Genomic DNA, 17,413 nt, shown 5'->3' with positions numbered 1-17,413 from the left:
CGGCGGCCCGCGCCCGCCGGCCGGCGCGGGCCGCGGGAGGTATGCGATGAACCGCACGCTGGAATGGACGGTGCGGGTCGAGCTGTCGCAGGACGGCGGGACGACCCGCGCGGAGGCGGTGCTGGACACGGGCACCGCGAAACTCACCGGCCAGGGCATCGCCCGGTGCAGTCCCCAGGACCCGGACGTGCCCACGATCGGCGACGAGGTGGCGGCGAGCCGTGCCATGCACGACGTGGCCGGGCAGCTGATGAGCGTGGCCGACCGCGCCATCGGCGAGTCCGGCGCGGGCCGGCCGGACGAGCCGGTGCCGCCGCCGTACGCCTGGTCGGACGCGACGGCCTGAAGCAGGCGCAGCAACGTCATGCACCGGTCAATATGTGTGTGTCCCTCTTCTCCGGCCGCCCCGGCGGCCCGTAGCGTGGCCGCATGTGCTGGAGCGCGACCGCCGACCTCGTCGCGGGCGGCGCGGTGGCCGCGCTCGGCGCCGCCTGCGTGGCCCGTACCCGCAGGCCGCGCGATCTGCCGCTGGCGGCGCTTCCGCTGCTCCTGGGCGCCCACCAGCTGATCGAGGCCGCCGTCTGGCGGACGGACGGCGGGAGCGGACCGGCGACCCTCGCCTGGGCCGTCATCGCCCTGCCGCTGCTGCCCCTGTGGGTGCCGCTCGGCGTGCTGTGCGCCGCCCCGCGCCGGGCGCGGCGCCGGCTCGCCGTGCCCCTGGCCGCCGGGGCGGTGACCGCCGCCGTCCTCGCGTACTGCCTGGCGACCCGGCCGGTGACCGCCGAGGTGCGCGGGCACACCCTCGGCTACGCGGTGGACCTGCCGCACCCCCGGCTGCTGGTGGCCGGCTATCTGCTGGCCACCATCGGCGCGCTGCTGCTGTCCGGCGACCGCCGGCTGGCCCTGCTCGGCGTGCTCGTCGCGGGCGGGGCGGCGCTCTGCGCGGCGCTGTGGCGGTACGAGTTCATCTCGACGTGGTGCGCGTTCGCCGCCGTCTGCTCGGTGGTCCTGCTCGGCTGGTCGGGGCGGCGGCCCGAACCGGAGGAACCCCGGGCGGCCGGGTCCTGACAGGGCCGGACCGTCAGGCGTGCTCGTCCGGGATCTCCTGCTCCGTCCACAGCGCCTTGCCGTCGGTGCTGTAGCGGGTGCCCCAGTGGTTGGCGAGCTGCGAGACGATGAACAGGCCGCGTCCGCCCTCGTCGACCGTACGGGCGTGGCGCAGATGCGGGGCCACCGGACTGGTGTCGTGCACCTCGCAGGTCAGCGTGCGGTCCAGCAGCACCCGCAGCCGCACCGGTGGGGTGCCGTAGCGGACGGCGTTGGTGATCAGTTCGCTGACGATCAGCTCCGTCGCCTCGATGGTGTCCTCGTCCAGGTCCCAGCCCTCCAGCCGGTCCCGGACCAGGGTGCGGGCCACCGAGGGCGTCGTCCGGTCGTGGGCCAGCTCCCAGGTCGCCACCCGGTCCGCCGGCACCACGCCCGTCCGGGCGATCAGCAGCGCGGCCCCGTCCGGATCGGCCTCGGCCGGCAGGTTGTAGACGATCGCGTCGCACAGTTCCCGCAGCCGGCGCTCCGGAAAGGCCAGCGCCTCCCGCACCCGCTCCACCGACTCCGCCTCGGGCAGCAGCGCGTCGGTCAGGAACGCCAGCACACTGCCCTCGGCCAGCCGCACCGAACCGGTCGCGAAGGGCGCGCTGTCGTCCGAGAAGAGCGCCGGACCCTCCGGGACGTCCAGGGTCAGCGGGGTGCCGTCGGGCCCCACGGCGACCGGTGCCGGATGCCCCGCGCGCGCCACCGTGCACACCTGCGTGAACGGGTCGTACACCGCGTACAGGCAGGTCGCGGTCAGCGGCTGGCGGTGCAGCGCGTCGCCCGGCGGCAGCGATCTGCGCTCGTCCACCAGCCGGTCCGCCGTGTCGTTCAGCCGGGCGAGCACCTCGTCGGGCTCCAGGTCGAGGCCCGCCAGCGCCTGGATGACGGTGCGCAACTGGCCCATGGTGATGGCCGTCTGGAGCCCGTGCCCGGCGACATTGCCGATGATGAGCGCGGTGCGGGCGCCGGAGAGCCCGATGGTGTCGAACCAGCAGCCGCTGTTGCGCCCCGGCAGCAGCACGTGCGCGGTCTCGATCGCCACATGGGCGCCGTCGTGCTGGGGGAGGAGCCGCCGCTGCACGGTCGAGGCGATCACATGCTCGCGGGCGTAGCGCAGCGCGTTCTCGATGCTCAGCGCCGTGTGGGCGGCGGCGGTCACCGCGAGGGCGAGGTCGCGTTCGTCGTAGTGGTCGCCCCCGTGCCGGTACAGGCTCACCAGGCCGAGGACGGAGCCGTGCAGTTTCAGCGGAACCACGATCAGGGAACGGGCGCCGATCGCCTCGATCATCCCGCGCGTCGGCGGGTCGGCGTCCAGCCACGGCGTGTCCGGCCCCAACTCGACCAGCCGGGGCCGCAGATCGGTGACGGCGAGCGCGAACGGGGTCGACTCGGGCAGCCTGCGCAACTCGCCGACCAGGTTGTCCGGCGCCGTCCCCGTCCCCCGCACCGCGGCCCGGCGCAGCGGCACGTCCCGGCGCAGCGGGCTGAGCGGCGGATCGGCGCCCCGCAGCACCTCGTCCACCACCTCGACCACGGCCAGATCGGCGAACGCGGGCACCAGCGCCGCCACCAGCCCCTCGCAGGTGGCCGCCACATCCAGCGAGTGGCCCGCCCCCCTGCGCACCGCCGACAGCACGTCGGCCCGGAGGTGCGCCTTCTCCGTTTCGTCGACGTCCACCACCGCCGCCAGCACCCCGAGCGGGCGGCCGTGGGCGCCGTCCAGCCGGTGCAGCGTCACATCCAGGCTGCGGGAGGGGCCGGGGGCCAGGGCGAGCCGGCCGCGCGCGGCGCGGTTGAGCACCGGCTCGCCGGTCCGCAGCACCTCGCGCAGCAGCCGCTCCGCCTGCCCGGGATCGTCCAGCCGGTACGCCTCGGTGAAGTGGAGGCCCAGGATGCGGTCCGGGTCCACCTTCTCGCTGAGGGCGTTGACGCGGACCACCCGCAACTCGGTGTCCAGCACATGCAGCCCCACCGCGGACTGGCGGAACAGCGTCTCCAGGAGCGCCTGGGCCATCTCCCCGCCCGTGTCCGCGCCAGGGGCCGTGGCACCGGTGTCCGACACGTCGCACCCCCAACGGGCTCCGCCGCCCTGCCGATCGGCAGCTCTCCGGACAGCCTGCGCGCCCCCGCCCCCACCGGCCACCGCGCCGCGGCGAACGGGTGAGCCGGCGGCGAACGCGACCGGGTGGCTCCCGCGTGACCGGGCGGGGCGTACGGGTTCCCGGGGAGGCGGCAACCTTTCCGGAACCGGCGGCCACTGAGGAGTACCCCACCCACCCCCACTCCGGAAGGCACGCACCGTGGTTCTCGGACACCCCCGCACGCACCGCAGACCCCGTACCACCCGGACCCGCACCCTGCTCGGCGCCGTCACCGCCGGACTCCTCGCCACCACCGCGCTGGTCGTCACCGGCCAGACCTCCCACGCCGCCACCGCGCGGCAGGTGGAGGCGCTGGACCGGGGCGTCGTCAGCGTCCACACCGGTAGCGGAAACCTCGTCAGCTGGCGTTGGCTCGCCACCGACCCCGACACGGTCGCGTTCAACGTCTACCGCGCCGGTACGAAGGTCAACTCCTCGCCCGTCACCGGCTCGACCAACTACTTCCACGCCGGAGCGCCCAGCCACGCCGACTACACCGTGCGCGCCGTCGTCAACGGCGTCGAGCAGGGCGACTCCGTGCACGCCATCCAGTTCCGGGCCGGCTACAAGGACGTGCCCATCAGCCCGCCGCCGGGCGGCACGACCCCGGACGGCGTCTCGTACACCTACGAGGCCAACGACGTGTCCGTCGGCGACCTCGACGGGGACGGCGCGCTCGACTTCGTACTGAAGTGGCAGCCCACCAACGCCAAGGACAACTCCCAGTCCGGCTACACGGGCAACACCGTCGTCGACGGCGTCAGGCTCGACGGCACCCGCCTCTGGCGCGTCGACCTGGGCCGCAACATCCGCTCCGGCGCGCACTACACGCAGTTCCAGGTGTACGACTACGACGGCGACGGCCGGGCCGAAGTGGCGATGAAGACCGCCGACGGCACCGTCGACGGCCGGGGCACGGTGCTCGGCAGCGCGTCGGCCGACCACCGCAACTCCGCCGGCTACGTGCTGTCGGGCCCCGAATACCTCACCATGTTCAACGGGCTGACCGGCGCCGCCATGGGCACCGTCGACTACGTCCCGGCGCGCGGCAGCGTCTCCTCCTGGGGCGACAGCTACGGCAACCGCGTCGACCGCTTCCTGGCCGGCACCGCCTACCTCGACGGCGGCAGGCCCTCACTGATCATGGCCCGCGGCTACTACACGCGCACCGTGATCGCCGCCTGGGACTGGCGCGGCGGGGCCTTCACCCGGCGCTGGACCTTCGACACCAACAGCTCCACCAACACCGGCCGCGGCTACGACGGGCAGGGCAACCACCAGCTGTCGGTGGCCGATGTGGACGGCGACGGCCGGGACGAGATCGTCTACGGGGCGATGGCGGTGGACGACGACGGCCGCTCCCTGTGGACCACGCGCAACGGCCACGGCGACGCCATGCACGTCGGCGACCTGGACCCGGCGCGGCCGGGCCTGGAGGAGTTCAAGGTGGACGAGGACGGCTCGAAGCCCTCGTCCTGGATGGCCGACGCGAGGACCGGGCAGATCATCTGGTCCACCCCGGCCGGCGGCGACAACGGACGCGGTGTCAGCGGAGACATCTGGGCGGGCAGCGCGGGCGCCGAGTCCTGGTCGTCGGCGGCCTCCGGGATACGCGACCCGCACGGCACCGTGGTGGCGAGCCGCAAACCGTCCAGCACCAACTTCCTCGCCTGGTGGGACGGTGACACCACACGCGAACTGCTGGACGGCACCCACATCGACAAGTACGGCACCTCGGGCGACACCCGGCTGCTGACCGCGGCCTCCGTGCACTCCAACAACGGCACCAAGGCCACCCCGGCCCTCTCCGGCGACCTGTTCGGCGACTGGCGCGAGGAAGTGGTGTGGCCGACCGTGAACAACACCGCGCTGCGCATCTACTCCACGCCGTACGAGACCGGCACCAGGATCACCACCCTGCTCCACGACACCACCTACCGCACCGCGCTGGCCTGGCAGAACACCGCCTACAATCAGCCGCCGCACCCCGGCTTCCTCATCGGGAGCGGCATGCCGCCCGCGCCGAGGCCCACCGTGTGGACGCCCTGAGCGGATGACCGTTCCTCCCGGTGCCGGGCCGGGAGGAACGGTCCCGCCGGATCAGGCGCCGAGCGCCGCCGAGACCACGGCCCTGGCCTCCTCCTGGACCCGGCCCAGGTGCTCGGCGCCCCGGAAGGACTCCGCGTAGATCTTGTACACGTCCTCGGTGCCCGAGGGGCGGGCGGCGAACCAGGCGTTCTCGGTGGTCACCTTGATGCCGCCGATCGCCGCCCCGTTGCCGGGCGCCGAGGTCAGGACGCCGGTCACCGGCTCACCGGCCAGGGTGTCCGCGGTGACCTGCTCGGGCGACAGACGCGCGAGGACCGCCTTCTGCTCCCGGTCGGCCGGGGCGTCGATCCGCGCGTACGCGGGCTCGCCGAAGCGGGCCGTCAGCGCGGCGTAGCGCCGGGACGGGGACTCGCCGGTGACGGCCAGGATCTCCGAGGCGAGCAGGGCGAGCAGGATGCCGTCCTTGTCGGTCGTCCACACCGAGCCGTCCCGGCGCAGGAACGACGCCCCGGCCGACTCCTCGCCGCCGAACCCCAGCGACCCGTCGGCCAGCCCGTCCACGAACCACTTGAAGCCGACCGGCACTTCGACCAGCCGCCGGCCGAGGTCCGCGGCGACCCGGTCGATCATCCCGGACGACACCAGCGTCTTGCCGACCCCGGCCCCGGACGGCCAGTCCTCCCGGTGCGCGTACAGGTAGTCGATGGCCACGGCCAGATAGTGGTTCGGGTTCATCAGCCCGGCGTCGGGGGTGACGATGCCGTGCCGGTCGGCGTCCGCGTCGTTGCCGGTGGCGATCTGGTAGCGGTCGCGCTGCCCGATCAGCGAGGCCATCGCGTGCGGCGACGAGCAGTCCATCCGGATCTTGCCGTCCCAGTCCAGCGACATGAACCGCCAGGTGGGGTCGGCCAGTGGGTTGACCACGGTCAGATCGAGCCGGTGCTCCTCGGCGATCCGCCCCCAGTACGCCACCGAGGCGCCGCCCAGCGGGTCGGCGCCGATGCGCACCCCCGCCCCGCGCACCGCGTCCAGGTCGAGCACGGACGGCAGGTCCGCCACATAGGTGCCCAGGAAGTCGTACCTGCCGGTGGTGGGGGCGGCGAGCGCGCGTGCGTACGTCACCCGGCGGACCTCCTTGAGGCCGCCCGTGATGATCTCGTTGGCCCGGTCCTGGATCCAGCCGGTCGCGTCCGAGCCGGCCGGTCCGCCGCTCGGCGGGTTGTACTTGAACCCGCCGTCGCCCGGCGGGTTGTGGGACGGGGTGACCACCACCCCGTCCGCGAGCCCCGACGTACGGCCCCGGTTGTACGTGAGGATGGCGTGCGACACGGCGGGCGTCGGGGTGTAGCCGTCCCCGGAATCGATCAGCACCCGTACGTCGTTGGCGGCGAACACCTCCAGCGCGGTCACCCGGGCCGGCTCCGACAGGGCGTGCGTGTCCGCGCCCAGGAACAGCGGCCCGTCCGTGCCCTGCCGGGCCCGGTACTCGCTGATCGCCTGGCTCGTCGCCGCGATGTGGTCCTCGTTGAACGCGGCGGCCGTCGACGAGCCGCGGTGCCCGGAGGTCCCGAACGCCACCCGCTGGCCGGGCTCGGCCGGATCGGGGTGCAGCGCGTAGTACGCCGTCACCAGCCGTGCCACGTCGGTCAGATCCTCGGGGCGCGCCTGCTGTCCGGCTCGTGCGTGCGGCATCTGCCACTCCTCCGTATCGGTCGGTCGGTGCGAACTGCCATTTTCGCCGGTCGCGGCCCTACGCGGGCGGGCGCCCCGCCGTACCGGCGGCCACCGCCGCCGCGTACCCGGCCGGGACGGCGACATCGGCGACCGCCCAGCCCGGCGGGTCCAGCGGGTGCGGCCCGGTGCCGATGTGGTCGCGGTGCAGACCGCCCGCGAGGCCGACGCCCTCCCCCTTGAGATACGCCTCCTTGCGGGTCCATACGCGGGCGAAGGCGGCGGGCCGCTCCCGTTGCGGCAGCGCGGCCAGTTCGGCCGCCTCGGCCGGGTGCAGCTGTCCCGCGATCTCCGTCACGACCCGCGGCTCCGGGACACGTTCGACGTCCACGCCGACCGGCCGGTCCGCGAAGGCCAGCAGCGCGACACCCCGGGTGTGCGAGAGCGAGAAGTGCACCCCGCCGCCGGTCGCGGGCCGGCCGTGCGGACCGTCGCACGACGGGCAGCGCTCCCGGACCAGCCGTACCGCGTCCGGCGCGACGCCCTGGTGGACGCCGAGCAGCAGCCGCAGGGCCACATGGGCGGCGGTGTAGCACTCCCGGTCGGCCGGGAACGCCAGCCGCTCCACACGGGCGCGCTCGGAGGCGTCGAGGACGCCGGGTGCCAGCCGCCGGACGGCCTCCGCGTTCCGCTCGGTGTCCACCAGCCAGACGGAGGGGGCTCCGGGGCGCCAGGAGGGAGCGGGCCCCCGGTAGCCGTCCTCGGTCAGCGTGAACACGTGGGGCTGGTACACCGTTACGTCGATTCCTCGGCAGGTACGGGCGCTGCGGCGTGCGGACACCGGCGGCGCGGGACGCTCCCATCCTAGGGAAATCCCCGGCGAACCCGACGTGTGTTCGACTCTTCGTCACCGGATGGCCGCTCGCGGCCGGCGCGCGGCCGGAATCCGCGCGGCAGGTTCGCGGCCCGGCGGGGGCTGCGGCAGAGTGGGGCCCATGGACGCTCCGAACAATCTCAACGCACTCGCCGCCGAGCACCTGGCCGCCGCCCGCAACTCGCCGCACGGCCGCAGTGCCCACCTCCTGCTCCATCAGGACCCGCTGCGGCAGACCGTCATCGCCCTGACCTCGGGCGCCGCGCTGGACGAGCACAACGCCCCGCCCGCCGCCTCGCTCCAGGTCCTGCGCGGCTCCGTCCGGCTCACCGCGGACTCCGGCGACGTCGAACTGACCCCCGGACAGCTCCACCCGATCCCGCAGGAACGGCACGGACTGCTCGCCCTGGAGGACGCCGTCGTGCTCCTCACGGCCGTCAACCCGTAACCTACGCAATCCCTTGTGGGAGCGCTCTCCCAGTCGGCAGGATGAGCCCGTGAACCCTCTTCCCGGCCCACGGGCCTACCGCCCCGGCGACGGTGCGGCCCTCGCCGACATCTGCATCCGGACCGCCGACGGCGGCGGCGACGCCCGGCACGTCTACCCGGACCACGACCTGGTTCCGTCGATCTTCGCCACGCCCTACGCCCAGCTGGAACCCGAGCTGGTCTTCGTCCTGGACGACGGCACCGGCCGCGCGGTCGGCTACATCCTCGGCACCGCCGACACCGCCCGCTTCGCGAAGGAGTTCCGCGAGCGCTGGCTGCCCCTCGTGGCCGACCGCCACCCGCGCCCCGAGGGCCCGCCGGGCAGCCCCGGCGAGGCGATGGCCGCCCTCCTGCACACCCCCGAGCGCATGGTGCTCCCGGAACTCGCCGGACACCCCGCCCATCTGCACATCGACCTGCTGCCCGAATGGCAGCGCAAGGGCTACGGGAAGGCCCTGATGCGCACCTTCCTCGCGGCCCTGCACGCCAAGGGGGTCCGGGGCGTCCACCTCTCCATGCTCACCTCCAACACCCCGGCCCGGATCTTCTACGACCGCCTCGGCTTCACCGAGATCGACGTCCCCGACCCCGGCCCCGTCACCTACCTCGGCCGCGGCACCGAGCCGGACCTGTAGGGGCCTTTCCCGGCCGGATCTCCGGGCCGTCGCCGTCCCGGAGGATGCCGCCCGCCCCCGCTGGGCAGGTACTCCCCGACCGCCACCGCACGGGCGGCGGGCCACCGTTGGGGAGGCATGTGACGTGAACGAGCGGACCGTGTGGCAATTCACCGACGACCGGGGGCAGTTGTCGGCAACCGGGGAGCGCCCGCAGCGGGTGCTCGCCTACGTCCAGGCCGGGGCGACCCTCTGGGACCACGGCATACGCCCGGCCGGGCTCTTCGGCTCCGGCCACGACGACCCGGCCGCCCCTGACCCCGCCAAGACCGGCTCGCTGCCCCTGGACGGCATCGCGTACGCCGGAGCCGGCGCCGCCCTGGACACGGACGCCCTGCTGCGCGGCGCGCCGGACCTCGTCGTCGCCGTCAGCTACGGCGGCGGCCAGGTCTACGGCCTCGACCCGGAGACCGCCAAGCACCTGGAGGACCGGGTCCCGGTCGTCGTCATCGACGTGGGCCGCGAGCGCACCCTCGCCGGGATCGGCGACCGGTTCGCGGAACTGGCCCGCTCGCTCGGCGCCGGCGAACCCGCGGCCGCCACGCGCGAACGGGACGCCGCCGTGGACCGGCTGCGCACGCTCACCGCAGGCCCCTCCCGGCCCGGGGTACTCGCCCTGTCACCGGCCGGCCCGGACGGGGCCCACCTCGCCCGCCCCCGCATGTGGCCCGAGCTGAGCGTCCTGGCCGACCTGGGCGTCAACCTCCTGGAGCCCGCCGAGGGCCCCGGCGCCAACTGGTCCACGACCGGCTGGTCCGAAGCCGCCGCCCTGCGCCCCGGCATCGTCCTCGCCGACATCCGGTCCAACGCCACCCCGCTCGCCGAACTGCGCGGCAACGCCGGCTGGGCGGCCCTGACCGACACCGCCCGCGTGGTCCCGTGGAATCCGGAACCGGTGTGCAGCGCCCGCGCCCACGCCCGGTTCCTGAACCTGGTCGCGGACGCGCTGGAGTCCTAGGACACGTTGCGGAAGCCCCGCCCGCCGGACACCCCCGGTTCGTGCGCCGGAGGGCGGTCGCGTGCGAGGGTGCACGGGTGTCCGGCGTGCCCCGGCGGCCGGACACCCCGTCAGCCGCCCCCGCACACCGGGAGAACCCGCCCCCATGCACGACCGCCCCGACTTCCTGGTCATCGGCGAATGCGTCGCCGACATCGTCCGGCTGCCGGGCGCCCCCGACCGGGTCCACCCCGGCGGCAGTCCGGCCAACGTGGCCCACGGCCTGGCCCGGCTCGGCCACGACACCACCCTGCTCACCCAGCTGGGCCCGGACGACAACGGGCGGCTGATCCGCGCCCACCTCACCGGGGGAGGGGTCGCCGTGCGCACCGACGACGCCACCGGCCCCACCCCGGCGGCCGTCGTCACCCTGGACGGCGAGGGCCGCGCCTCGTACGCCTTCGAGGTCGCCTGGACCCTCGGCCCGGTCGCCCTCGACCGGCGCCCCCGCCACGTCCACACCGGGTCCATCGCGGCCGTGACCGAACCCGGCGCGGCCACCGTGCACGCCGCCGTCGAGTCGCTGCGGACCACCGCCACCGTGAGCTACGACCCCAATGTGCGGCCCGCCCTGATGGGCGACCACGACACCGCGGTGCGCCGGGTCGAGCGGTGCGCCGGCCTCAGCGACGTGGTCAAGGCCAGCGACGAGGACCTGGAGTGGCTGTACCCCGGCCGGGACGCGGTGGCCGCGGCCGGGCGCTGGCTCGCCGCCGGACCCGCCCTCGTCCTGGTCACCCGGGGCCGCGACGGGGCCACGGCGCTGCTGCCCGGCGCACGGGTGGACATCGGCGCGCTCCCCGCCGAGGTCGTCGACACCGTGGGCGCCGGCGACGCCTTCATGTCCGGCACCCTGCACGCCCTCGCCGCCCACGGCCTGCTCGGCGGCGACCGCAGGGAACGGCTGCGCGCGACGGACCCGGACACCGTGCGCGACGTCCTGCGCCACGCGGCGGCGTCGGCGGCGGTCACCGTCGCGCGGGCCGGCGCCAACCCGCCCGACACCGCCGAACTGCGCGCCGCACTCGACCGCCCCTGACCGACGGCACATTCGGCACCGTCCGCCCGCACCCTGGGCGCCCCCGCGCGCGTTCCCCTTGCGAGGACCGGATTCCGGGGAACCGGACGACACAGGGGAGGGCCGTGCCATGACACGGGACGCGAGGACGACGACCGTGGTGACGGGCCTGGGCCTGGTCACCCCCGCCGGCGACGACGAGGACACCTTCTGGGCCGGGCTCTGCGCGGGCCGCTCGGCCGCCCGGCGCCGCCCGGAACTGGCCGGCCTGCCCGCCGACTTCGTCTGCCCGGCCGACCGCACCGACCTGGACGAGGCGCTGGGCGGGCGGACCGGCTGGCGGATGGCCCGGTTCACCAAGATGGCCCTCCTCGCAGCCCGCCGGGCCGTCGCCGACGCCGGACTGCGCCCGCGCGACTGGGACGGGGACCGGGTGGGCGTCGTGCTCGGCGTCGGCGTGGGCGGGGTCCCCGTCCTCGTGGACAGCGTCCGCCGGCTCGACGCGAGCGGCCCGCAGGCCGTCTCGCCGCTGCTCGCGCCGATGATGATGCCCAACGCGGCGGCCGGCGAGATCGCCATCGACCTGGGGGCCCGCGGCCCCGGCCTCGCCCCGGCCACCGCCTGCGCCTCGGGCGCCACCGCGCTCGCCACCGCGCACGACCTGCTGGCCGCAGGCCGGTGCGACATCGTCGTCGCGGGCGGCGCGGAATCCGTGCTGACGCCGCTGGTGGCCGCCGCCTTCGCCCAGCTGGGCGCGCTCTCGACCCGGGCCGGCGACCCGGCCGCCGCTTCCCGCCCCTTCGCCCCCGACCGCGACGGCTTCGTCCTCGGCGAGGGCGCCGCCGTCCTGGTCCTGGAGCGGGCCGGCCACGCCGCCGCCCGCTCCGCCCGCCCCCGGGCCGTGCTCGCCGGAACCGGGTCCACCACGGACGCCCACCACCCCACCGCCCCGGACCCCGCCGGCCGCGGCGCCCGGCGCGCCGTCGAGGCCGCCCTCGGCGAGGCGGGCTGGGCCGCGCACCAGGTGGACCACATCAACGCCCACGGCACCTCCACCCCGCTCAACGACGCCATGGAGGCCACGCTGATCGCCGGCCTCTTCCCGCACCGCCCCCCGGTCACCGCCCCCAAGGGGGTCCTCGGGCACACACTCGCCGCCGGGGGCGCCATCGAGGCCGCCGCCACCGTGCTGACCCTGGAACACGGGGTGATCCCGCCGGTCGCCAACCTCGCGGCCCCGCCCACCGAATGGGACATCGACTGCGTCACCGGAGGGCCGCGCCACCACCCGGTCGAGCGGGCCCTCAGTAACTCGTTCGGCTTCGGCGGACACAACGTCGTCCTCGCATTCGAACACGCCGGACACTCCGTCAGGTGAACAACTGCGCGGGTTCCGGTGTCCTGATCGTGCGACGGTCGTTCAGCCTTGTATGACCACCACGCTCGACAGCCCCGGCGCCACGAAGACCGGCGCCGAGCCCCTCGACCGCCCGCTCACCGCCGCACTCCTGGGCGCCGACGCCCGCCGCGAGCACGGATTCTGGCGCCGGCTCGTCGCCACCGAGCCGTTCCGCCTGCCCCCCGGCCCCGAGGCCGGCGGCACCCCGGAGGAACGGCTCGTCCGCGCGTACGCACGGCTGCGCACCCTCAACGACGCGCTGGACAGCGCCGCCCGCCCGGCCGCCGACTTCCGGGCGCTGGCCGCCCTGCACGAGTGGCTCGCGCCCGTCGACCCGGCCCTCGCCACCATCGCCGGAATCCACTACAACCTCTTCCTCGGCAGCCTCCTCGACCACGACGCGGACGGCTCCCGCGACCTCTCGGACTTCCTCGACCTGCGCCGTACCGGCACCTTCCTGTGTACGGAGGTGGCCCACGGGAACGACGCCGCCGCCGTCGAGACGACCGCCACCCACGACCCCGTACGCGACGGGTTCGTCCTGCACACCCCGCACTGCGGCGCGCAGAAGTTCATGCCCAACACCGGCCGGACCGGCGGCCCCAAGTCGGGGCTCGTCGCCGCGCGGCTCGTCGCGGACGGCACCGACCACGGCGTGTTCCTGTTCCTGGTGCCGCTCACCGGCGCCGTCGGACCCCTGCCCGGCGTACGCGTGCGCCGCCTCCCGGCCCGCATGGGCAGCCCCGTCGACCACTGCCTCACCTCCTTCGACCGCGTCTTCGTGACGCGCGACGCCCTGCTGTCCGGCCCGCAGGGACGGATCGGCGACGACGGTGTGTTCCGCAGCGCCGTCGAGGGCCGCAGGCGCCGCTTCCTCGCCTCGATCGCACGGGTGGTCCCCGGCAGGATCTGCATGAGCGCCAGCGCGGTCGGCTCCGCCCGCGCCACGCTGGCCGTCGCCGTGCGGTACGGCGGGCACCGCCAGGTCTCGGCGGGCCGGAGCGGGCGGCGGCTGCCCGTGATGGCCCACCGCACCCACCACGGGCCGCTCGCCGAGGCCATGGCCACCGTCTTCGCCATGAGCCTGCTGCACCGCCGCGTCCTGGACCGCTGGGAGGCGGCCGCGGCGGGGCCCGAGCCCGAACGCGAGGCGGCCGAACAACTGGTCGACATCGCCAAGGGGTGGATCACCTGGCAGGCCCGCGCGGTCATCGTGGAGTCACGCGAACGGTGCGGCGCCCAGGGGCTGCTGGAGACCAACGGCATGGCCGCGCTGGTGACCGGCGTCGAGGGCGCCATCACCGCCGAGGGCGACAACCTCGCCGTGCACGCCAGGGCCGCCGCGCTGCTCGCCGCCGCCGCGGCGGCCGGGCCCGCCCGGCAGCCGGACCCCCCGCTCACCGGGGACCTGGCCGACCCGCGGTTCCTGGCCCGGCTCCTGGGCCGCGCCGAGGACATCTGGTTCGCGCGCGCCGGGGCGCGGGCGGCGCCGGTGGCGCTCGGCGACCCGCTGGAGCGCTGGAACGCGGCGGCCGGCCCGGCGCTGCGCGGCGTCGAGGCCCACGCCTGCCGGCTGGCCGCCGAGGCGTACGCGGACGCCGTCGCGGCGGTGCCCCCCGGCCCAGCCCGCGACCGGCTGGGCGAGCTGGCCCGGCTGTTCGCCCTGGGCCGGGTCGCCCGCGAGAGCGGCAACCTGCTCGCGGCCGGCCACCTGAGCGCCGGTCAGGTCGAGGAACTGACCGACCGCATCGAGGAGGCGATCGGCGCGGTCGCCCCCCACCTGCCGGAACTCGCCGACTCCTTCGCCTTCCCGGACGAGGTGCTCGCCGACTGGCCGATCACGGACGCCCGGTACGCCGACGCCTACGACGACCCCGGGGCCCACTGGCACCGGGGGGAGGGACGCCGATGAGGAGCGCGTGGGCGCGCCGCGCGGCCGACGCCGTGCGGGCCGCCGGGACCGGGGCGGTGCTCCTCGCGTACTGGACCACCGTCGCCCTGCTCGCACGCGGATGCGGCCCGGCGCGGACGAGCGGTGCCGAATCGGTTCGCCGCAAGGCGTAACCGGATGGTCGCTGCTCAGTTGTTCCGGCGTCGGGACAGTGCGCGCCGGCGCCGGACACCCCCCACCGGATGGACACGAGGAAAGGAAGACCATGAGCACGATTCACCCCCGGATCACCGATGTACTCAGCCGTACCTTCAAGGTGCCCGTGGCCGAGATCCTCCCGGATTCCACGATGGACAGCCTGGACATGGACTCCCTCGCGGTCGCCGAGTTCGCCGTCGTGCTCCGGGAGGCCACCGGCGTCGAACTGGACACCGGCACCCTGCACCGGAGCACCACGCTCGCCCAGCTCTCCGACCACCTGCGCGCGGCGGCCGGCGGCGGCAGCCCGGTGGGCAGCACCCGATGAGGACACCCGCCATCGCCGTCACCGGGCTGGGCATGATCACCCCGGTCGGCAACGACACCGAGTCCACCTGGAACGGTGTGTGCGCCGCGGTCAGCCCGGTCCGCACCGTCCCCGCCCTGGCAGGCTGCGCGATCGACTTCGCCTGCGTGGTCGACGGCATCGACCTGGACGCCGAGATCGGCCGCCGTACCGCCTTCCGGATGGGCCGGTACGTCAAGTTCGCGGTCCTGGCCGCTCGGGAGGCCGTCGCCGACGCCGGGCTCGACCCGGCCGGCTGGGACGGCAGCCGGGTCGCCGTCGTCGTCGGCACCAGCAGCGGCGGCTCCGCCCACCTCACCGACCAGGCGCTGGTCCTGGAGCGGCGGGGCCCGGAGGCGACCTCGCCCGCCGGGGTGCTGCTGACCATCCCCAACATGCCGGCCGCCGAGATCGCGATCGAGATGCGGGCCACCGGACCCAGCATGGCCCCCTGCACGGCCTGCTCGTCCGGTGTCACCGCGCTGTCCGTCGCCCGCGACATGCTCGCGGGCGGGCAGTGCGACGTGGCGATCGCCGGGGCCACCGAGTCGACGGTCTTCCCCATCGCCATGACCGGGTTCGCCCGTTCCGGCGCCGCCGCCCACCCGGACGGCGGCGACCTGTCCCGGCTCTGCCGCCCCTTCGCCGCCGACCGGGCCGGGCTCGTGATGGGCGAGGGCGCCGCCGTCATGGTGCTGGAACGCGCGGCCGACGCCGAGGCCAGGGGCGCCGAGCCGCGCGCCCTGCTCGCCGGCACCGGGGCCACCACGGACGCCCACCACCCCACCAGCCCGCACCCCGACGGCCGGATCGCCGGGGCCGCCGTGGAGGCGGCGCTGCGCGACGCGGGCTGGCGGGCCGGTGACGTCGAGCACGTCAACGCGCACGGCACGGCGACCCTGAGCAACGACGCCGCCGAGGCCGCGCTCATCGGCCGGATGTACCCGCACCGGCCGCCCGTCACCGCCCCCAAGGGCGTCCTCGGCCACTGCATGGGCGCCGCCGGGGCCATCGAGGCGGGGCTGACCGTCCTCACGCTCCAGCGCGGAGTCGTTCCGCCCGTCGCCAACCTGGACGCCCCCGAGCCCGGGTTCGACATCGACTGCGTCACCAAGGAACCGCTGGTCCGGCCCGTCCGCCGGGCCATCAGCCACTCCTTCGGGTTCGGCGGCCACAACGCGGTGGTCGCGCTCCGCCGCCCCTGAGCCGGATGCCCGGACGCCCGGCCGCCTGCGGGGCCCGCAGGCGGCGCTGAGCTGCGCGGACCCTCGTGGTAGCGTGCCGGAGCCAGTCGAACTCCACCAAGGAGTCAGGGAATCCGGTGCGAATCCGGAACTGACGCGCAGCGGTGAGGGGGACGGGCGGGACCACGGCCACTGGCAGACAGCGTCTGCCGGGAAGGCGTCCCGTCCGCGTGAACCCGAGTCCGAAGACCTGCTGGCGACCGCCGTCCGGACCGGGCGGCGGGTTCCGTACAGGGGGCCCCGCGCCTGGGCCCAGAGACGCCGAGGTACTCCGTGCCGCCCATAGCCGGCCCCGCCCGTTCCGCCGCCCTGCTCACCGCCGCGCTGCTCCTCCTGACGGCCTGCGGCGGATCACCGCCCGGCAGGGCCGGCGCCGGGGCGAAGGCGGACGGCTACCCGGTCACGCTGAAGAACTGCGGACGCACCGTCACCGTGGACGCCCCGCCCCGGCGCGCCGTCTCCGTCGACCAGGGCACGACGGAGATCCTGCTCTCGCTCGGCCTCGCGGACCGCCTCGCCGCCACCGCCACCTGGACCGACCCGGTGATGAAGGGTCTGGAGAAGGCCAACGCGGGCGTGCCCCGGATCGCCGACAACCGGCCCTCGTCCGAGAAGGTCCTCGACCAGGAGCCCGACTTCGTCGCCGCCGACTTCGAGTCGACCCTCGCCAAGGGCGGCGTCGCGCCCCGCGAACAGTTCGAGAAGCTCGGCGTCCCCACCTATGTGGCCCCGGCCGACTGCACCGCCAAGGACAACACCAAGGACGGCGACGGCGTCCGCACCGGCGCCCTCACCATGGACAGCGTCTACGCCGAAGTGCGCGACCTCGCACGGGTGTTCGGCGTGCCCGAGCGCGGCGAGAAGCTCGTGGCCCGGCTCCGCACCCGCGTCCGCGAGGCGGCCGACGGCCTCGACGCCTCCGGCACCACCGTCCTGTACTGGTTCGCCAACTCCGAGTCCCCGTACCTGGCGGGCTGCTGCGGGGCGCCCGGCATCATCACCCGCGAACTCGGCCTGAAGAACGTCTTCGACGACACCCACGACGAGTGGCCGCAGATCAACTGGGAGACCGTCGCCGACCGCGACCCGGACGTCCTGGTCATCGGCGACCTCACCCGCAAGTCGCAGACCGCCGAGAGCGCCGCCGGGAAGATCGCCTTCCTGGAGTCCAACCCCGTCACCCGGAACATGGCCGCCGTACGCCACAAGCGCTACGTCCTGCTCAGCGGCCAGGCGATGAACCCGACCATCCGCACCGTCGAGGGCGTGGAACGGGTGGCCGCCGGGCTGCGCGGGTTCGGGCTCGCCAAGTGACGGACACCCGCCGCCC

16 protein-coding genes and 1 riboswitch are annotated in these 17,413 nt (G+C 75.2%); of the genes, 13 read left to right on the top strand and 3 right to left on the bottom strand.

Going from position 1 to position 17,413, the window contains the following annotated elements; genetic code table 11:
* The first annotated feature begins 46 nt into the window (after window positions 1-46).
* Together OG710_RS01645 and OG710_RS01640 are read left to right on the top strand one after the other, a co-directional pair.
* Window positions 47-346: a DUF1876 domain-containing protein gene (locus OG710_RS01645; protein ID WP_111334829.1), complete on the top strand. Its 300-nt coding sequence runs from the start codon at window positions 47-49 to the stop codon at window positions 344-346.
* An 83-nt stretch (window positions 347-429) separates the two neighbouring features.
* Window positions 430-1,068: a DUF6629 family protein gene (locus tag OG710_RS01640; protein WP_330237745.1), complete on the top strand. Its 639-nt coding sequence runs from the start codon at window positions 430-432 to the stop codon at window positions 1,066-1,068.
* A 13-nt stretch (window positions 1,069-1,081) separates the two neighbouring features.
* Here OG710_RS01640 and OG710_RS01635 read toward each other — a convergent pair whose 3' ends face one another.
* Window positions 1,082-3,154 carry a SpoIIE family protein phosphatase gene (locus OG710_RS01635; RefSeq protein ID WP_330237744.1) on the bottom strand — a complete coding sequence of 691 codons (2,073 nt, stop codon included), beginning with the start codon at window positions 3,152-3,154 and terminating at the stop codon, window positions 1,082-1,084.
* A 238-nt stretch (window positions 3,155-3,392) separates the two neighbouring features.
* Between OG710_RS01635 and OG710_RS01630 the strand changes: the two genes are divergently transcribed.
* Complete coding sequence (locus tag OG710_RS01630; RefSeq protein WP_330237743.1) at window positions 3,393-5,282, top strand: rhamnogalacturonan lyase; 1,890 nt, start codon at window positions 3,393-3,395, stop codon at window positions 5,280-5,282.
* 51 nt (window positions 5,283-5,333) lie between these two features.
* On the opposite strand, the gene pgm is transcribed toward OG710_RS01630, so the two are convergent.
* Window positions 5,334-6,974: a phosphoglucomutase (alpha-D-glucose-1,6-bisphosphate-dependent) gene (pgm, locus tag OG710_RS01625; protein WP_330237742.1), complete on the bottom strand. Its 1,641-nt coding sequence runs from the start codon at window positions 6,972-6,974 to the stop codon at window positions 5,334-5,336.
* 58 nt (window positions 6,975-7,032) lie between these two features.
* Window positions 7,033-7,746 carry a 4'-phosphopantetheinyl transferase family protein gene (locus tag OG710_RS01620; RefSeq protein ID WP_330237741.1) on the bottom strand — a complete coding sequence of 238 codons (714 nt, stop codon included), beginning with the start codon at window positions 7,744-7,746 and terminating at the stop codon, window positions 7,033-7,035.
* A 202-nt stretch (window positions 7,747-7,948) separates the two neighbouring features.
* Between OG710_RS01620 and OG710_RS01615 the strand changes: the two genes are divergently transcribed.
* The 10 genes from OG710_RS01615 to OG710_RS01570 all read left to right on the top strand — a co-directional run bounded on the left by OG710_RS01615 (window position 7,949) and on the right by OG710_RS01570 (window position 17,397).
* On the top strand, window positions 7,949-8,275 hold the full coding sequence (locus OG710_RS01615; RefSeq protein WP_111334841.1) for a cupin: 327 nt from the start codon (window positions 7,949-7,951) through the stop codon (window positions 8,273-8,275).
* A 49-nt stretch (window positions 8,276-8,324) separates the two neighbouring features.
* Complete coding sequence (locus OG710_RS01610) at window positions 8,325-8,951, top strand: GNAT family N-acetyltransferase (protein WP_330237740.1); 627 nt, start codon at window positions 8,325-8,327, stop codon at window positions 8,949-8,951.
* A 124-nt stretch (window positions 8,952-9,075) separates the two neighbouring features.
* Window positions 9,076-9,948, top strand: a complete 873-nt coding sequence (locus tag OG710_RS01605) for an ABC transporter substrate-binding protein (RefSeq protein ID WP_330237739.1) — start codon at window positions 9,076-9,078, stop codon at window positions 9,946-9,948.
* A gap of 145 nt (window positions 9,949-10,093) precedes the next feature.
* Window positions 10,094-11,026: a carbohydrate kinase family protein gene (locus tag OG710_RS01600; RefSeq protein WP_330237738.1), complete on the top strand. Its 933-nt coding sequence runs from the start codon at window positions 10,094-10,096 to the stop codon at window positions 11,024-11,026.
* Between the two features lie 109 nt (window positions 11,027-11,135).
* Window positions 11,136-12,383, top strand: coding sequence for a beta-ketoacyl-[acyl-carrier-protein] synthase family protein (locus tag OG710_RS01595; RefSeq protein ID WP_330237737.1), 1,248 nt, complete (start codon window positions 11,136-11,138; stop codon window positions 12,381-12,383).
* 52 nt (window positions 12,384-12,435) lie between these two features.
* Entirely contained in the window at window positions 12,436-14,316 is a 1,881-nt protein-coding gene (locus tag OG710_RS01590; protein WP_330237736.1) for an acyl-CoA dehydrogenase family protein, read from the top strand.
* Entirely contained in the window at window positions 14,313-14,468 is a 156-nt protein-coding gene (locus tag OG710_RS01585) for a hypothetical protein (RefSeq protein WP_158558505.1), read from the top strand. Before OG710_RS01590 ends, OG710_RS01585 begins: the two co-directional genes overlap by 4 nt.
* A gap of 92 nt (window positions 14,469-14,560) precedes the next feature.
* Window positions 14,561-14,821 (top strand): acyl carrier protein, encoded by a 261-nt coding sequence (locus OG710_RS01580; RefSeq protein ID WP_330237735.1) that lies wholly within the window; start codon window positions 14,561-14,563, stop codon window positions 14,819-14,821.
* Window positions 14,818-16,044 carry a beta-ketoacyl-[acyl-carrier-protein] synthase family protein gene (locus OG710_RS01575; RefSeq protein WP_330237734.1) on the top strand — a complete coding sequence of 409 codons (1,227 nt, stop codon included), beginning with the start codon at window positions 14,818-14,820 and terminating at the stop codon, window positions 16,042-16,044. The genes OG710_RS01580 and OG710_RS01575 overlap by 4 nt, the downstream gene beginning before the upstream one ends.
* A 66-nt stretch (window positions 16,045-16,110) precedes the next feature.
* A riboswitch (cobalamin riboswitch) is annotated at window positions 16,111-16,295 on the top strand.
* 61 nt (window positions 16,296-16,356) lie between these two features.
* On the top strand, window positions 16,357-17,397 hold the full coding sequence (locus OG710_RS01570; protein WP_330237733.1) for an ABC transporter substrate-binding protein: 1,041 nt from the start codon (window positions 16,357-16,359) through the stop codon (window positions 17,395-17,397).
* The last annotated feature ends 16 nt before the right edge of the window (window positions 17,398-17,413 follow it).

This window comes from Streptomyces sp. NBC_00525 (assembly GCF_036346595.1).
Taxonomy (GTDB): domain Bacteria; phylum Actinomycetota; class Actinomycetes; order Streptomycetales; family Streptomycetaceae; genus Streptomyces.
Note: the sequence above shows the minus strand (reverse complement) of the source record. Positions and strands in the feature narration are given on the sequence as shown.

What these genes read in the sequence shown, in the direction of transcription:
- pgm (WP_330237742.1), bottom strand. Translation starts at nt 6,974, where the DNA reads ATGCCGCACGCACGAGCCGGACAGCAGGCGCGCCCCGAGGATCTGACC.
- OG710_RS01600 (WP_330237738.1), top strand. Translation starts at nt 10,094, where the DNA reads ATGCACGACCGCCCCGACTTCCTGGTCATCGGCGAATGCGTCGCCGAC.
- OG710_RS01580 (WP_330237735.1), top strand. Translation starts at nt 14,561, where the DNA reads ATGAGCACGATTCACCCCCGGATCACCGATGTACTCAGCCGTACCTTC.
- OG710_RS01645 (WP_111334829.1), top strand. Translation starts at nt 47, where the DNA reads ATGAACCGCACGCTGGAATGGACGGTGCGGGTCGAGCTGTCGCAGGAC.
- OG710_RS01575 (WP_330237734.1), top strand. Translation starts at nt 14,818, where the DNA reads ATGAGGACACCCGCCATCGCCGTCACCGGGCTGGGCATGATCACCCCG.
- OG710_RS01615 (WP_111334841.1), top strand. Translation starts at nt 7,949, where the DNA reads ATGGACGCTCCGAACAATCTCAACGCACTCGCCGCCGAGCACCTGGCC.
- OG710_RS01640 (WP_330237745.1), top strand. Translation starts at nt 430, where the DNA reads ATGTGCTGGAGCGCGACCGCCGACCTCGTCGCGGGCGGCGCGGTGGCC.
- OG710_RS01595 (WP_330237737.1), top strand. Translation starts at nt 11,136, where the DNA reads ATGACACGGGACGCGAGGACGACGACCGTGGTGACGGGCCTGGGCCTG.
- OG710_RS01585 (WP_158558505.1), top strand. Translation starts at nt 14,313, where the DNA reads ATGAGGAGCGCGTGGGCGCGCCGCGCGGCCGACGCCGTGCGGGCCGCC.
- OG710_RS01590 (WP_330237736.1), top strand. Translation starts at nt 12,436, where the DNA reads ATGACCACCACGCTCGACAGCCCCGGCGCCACGAAGACCGGCGCCGAG.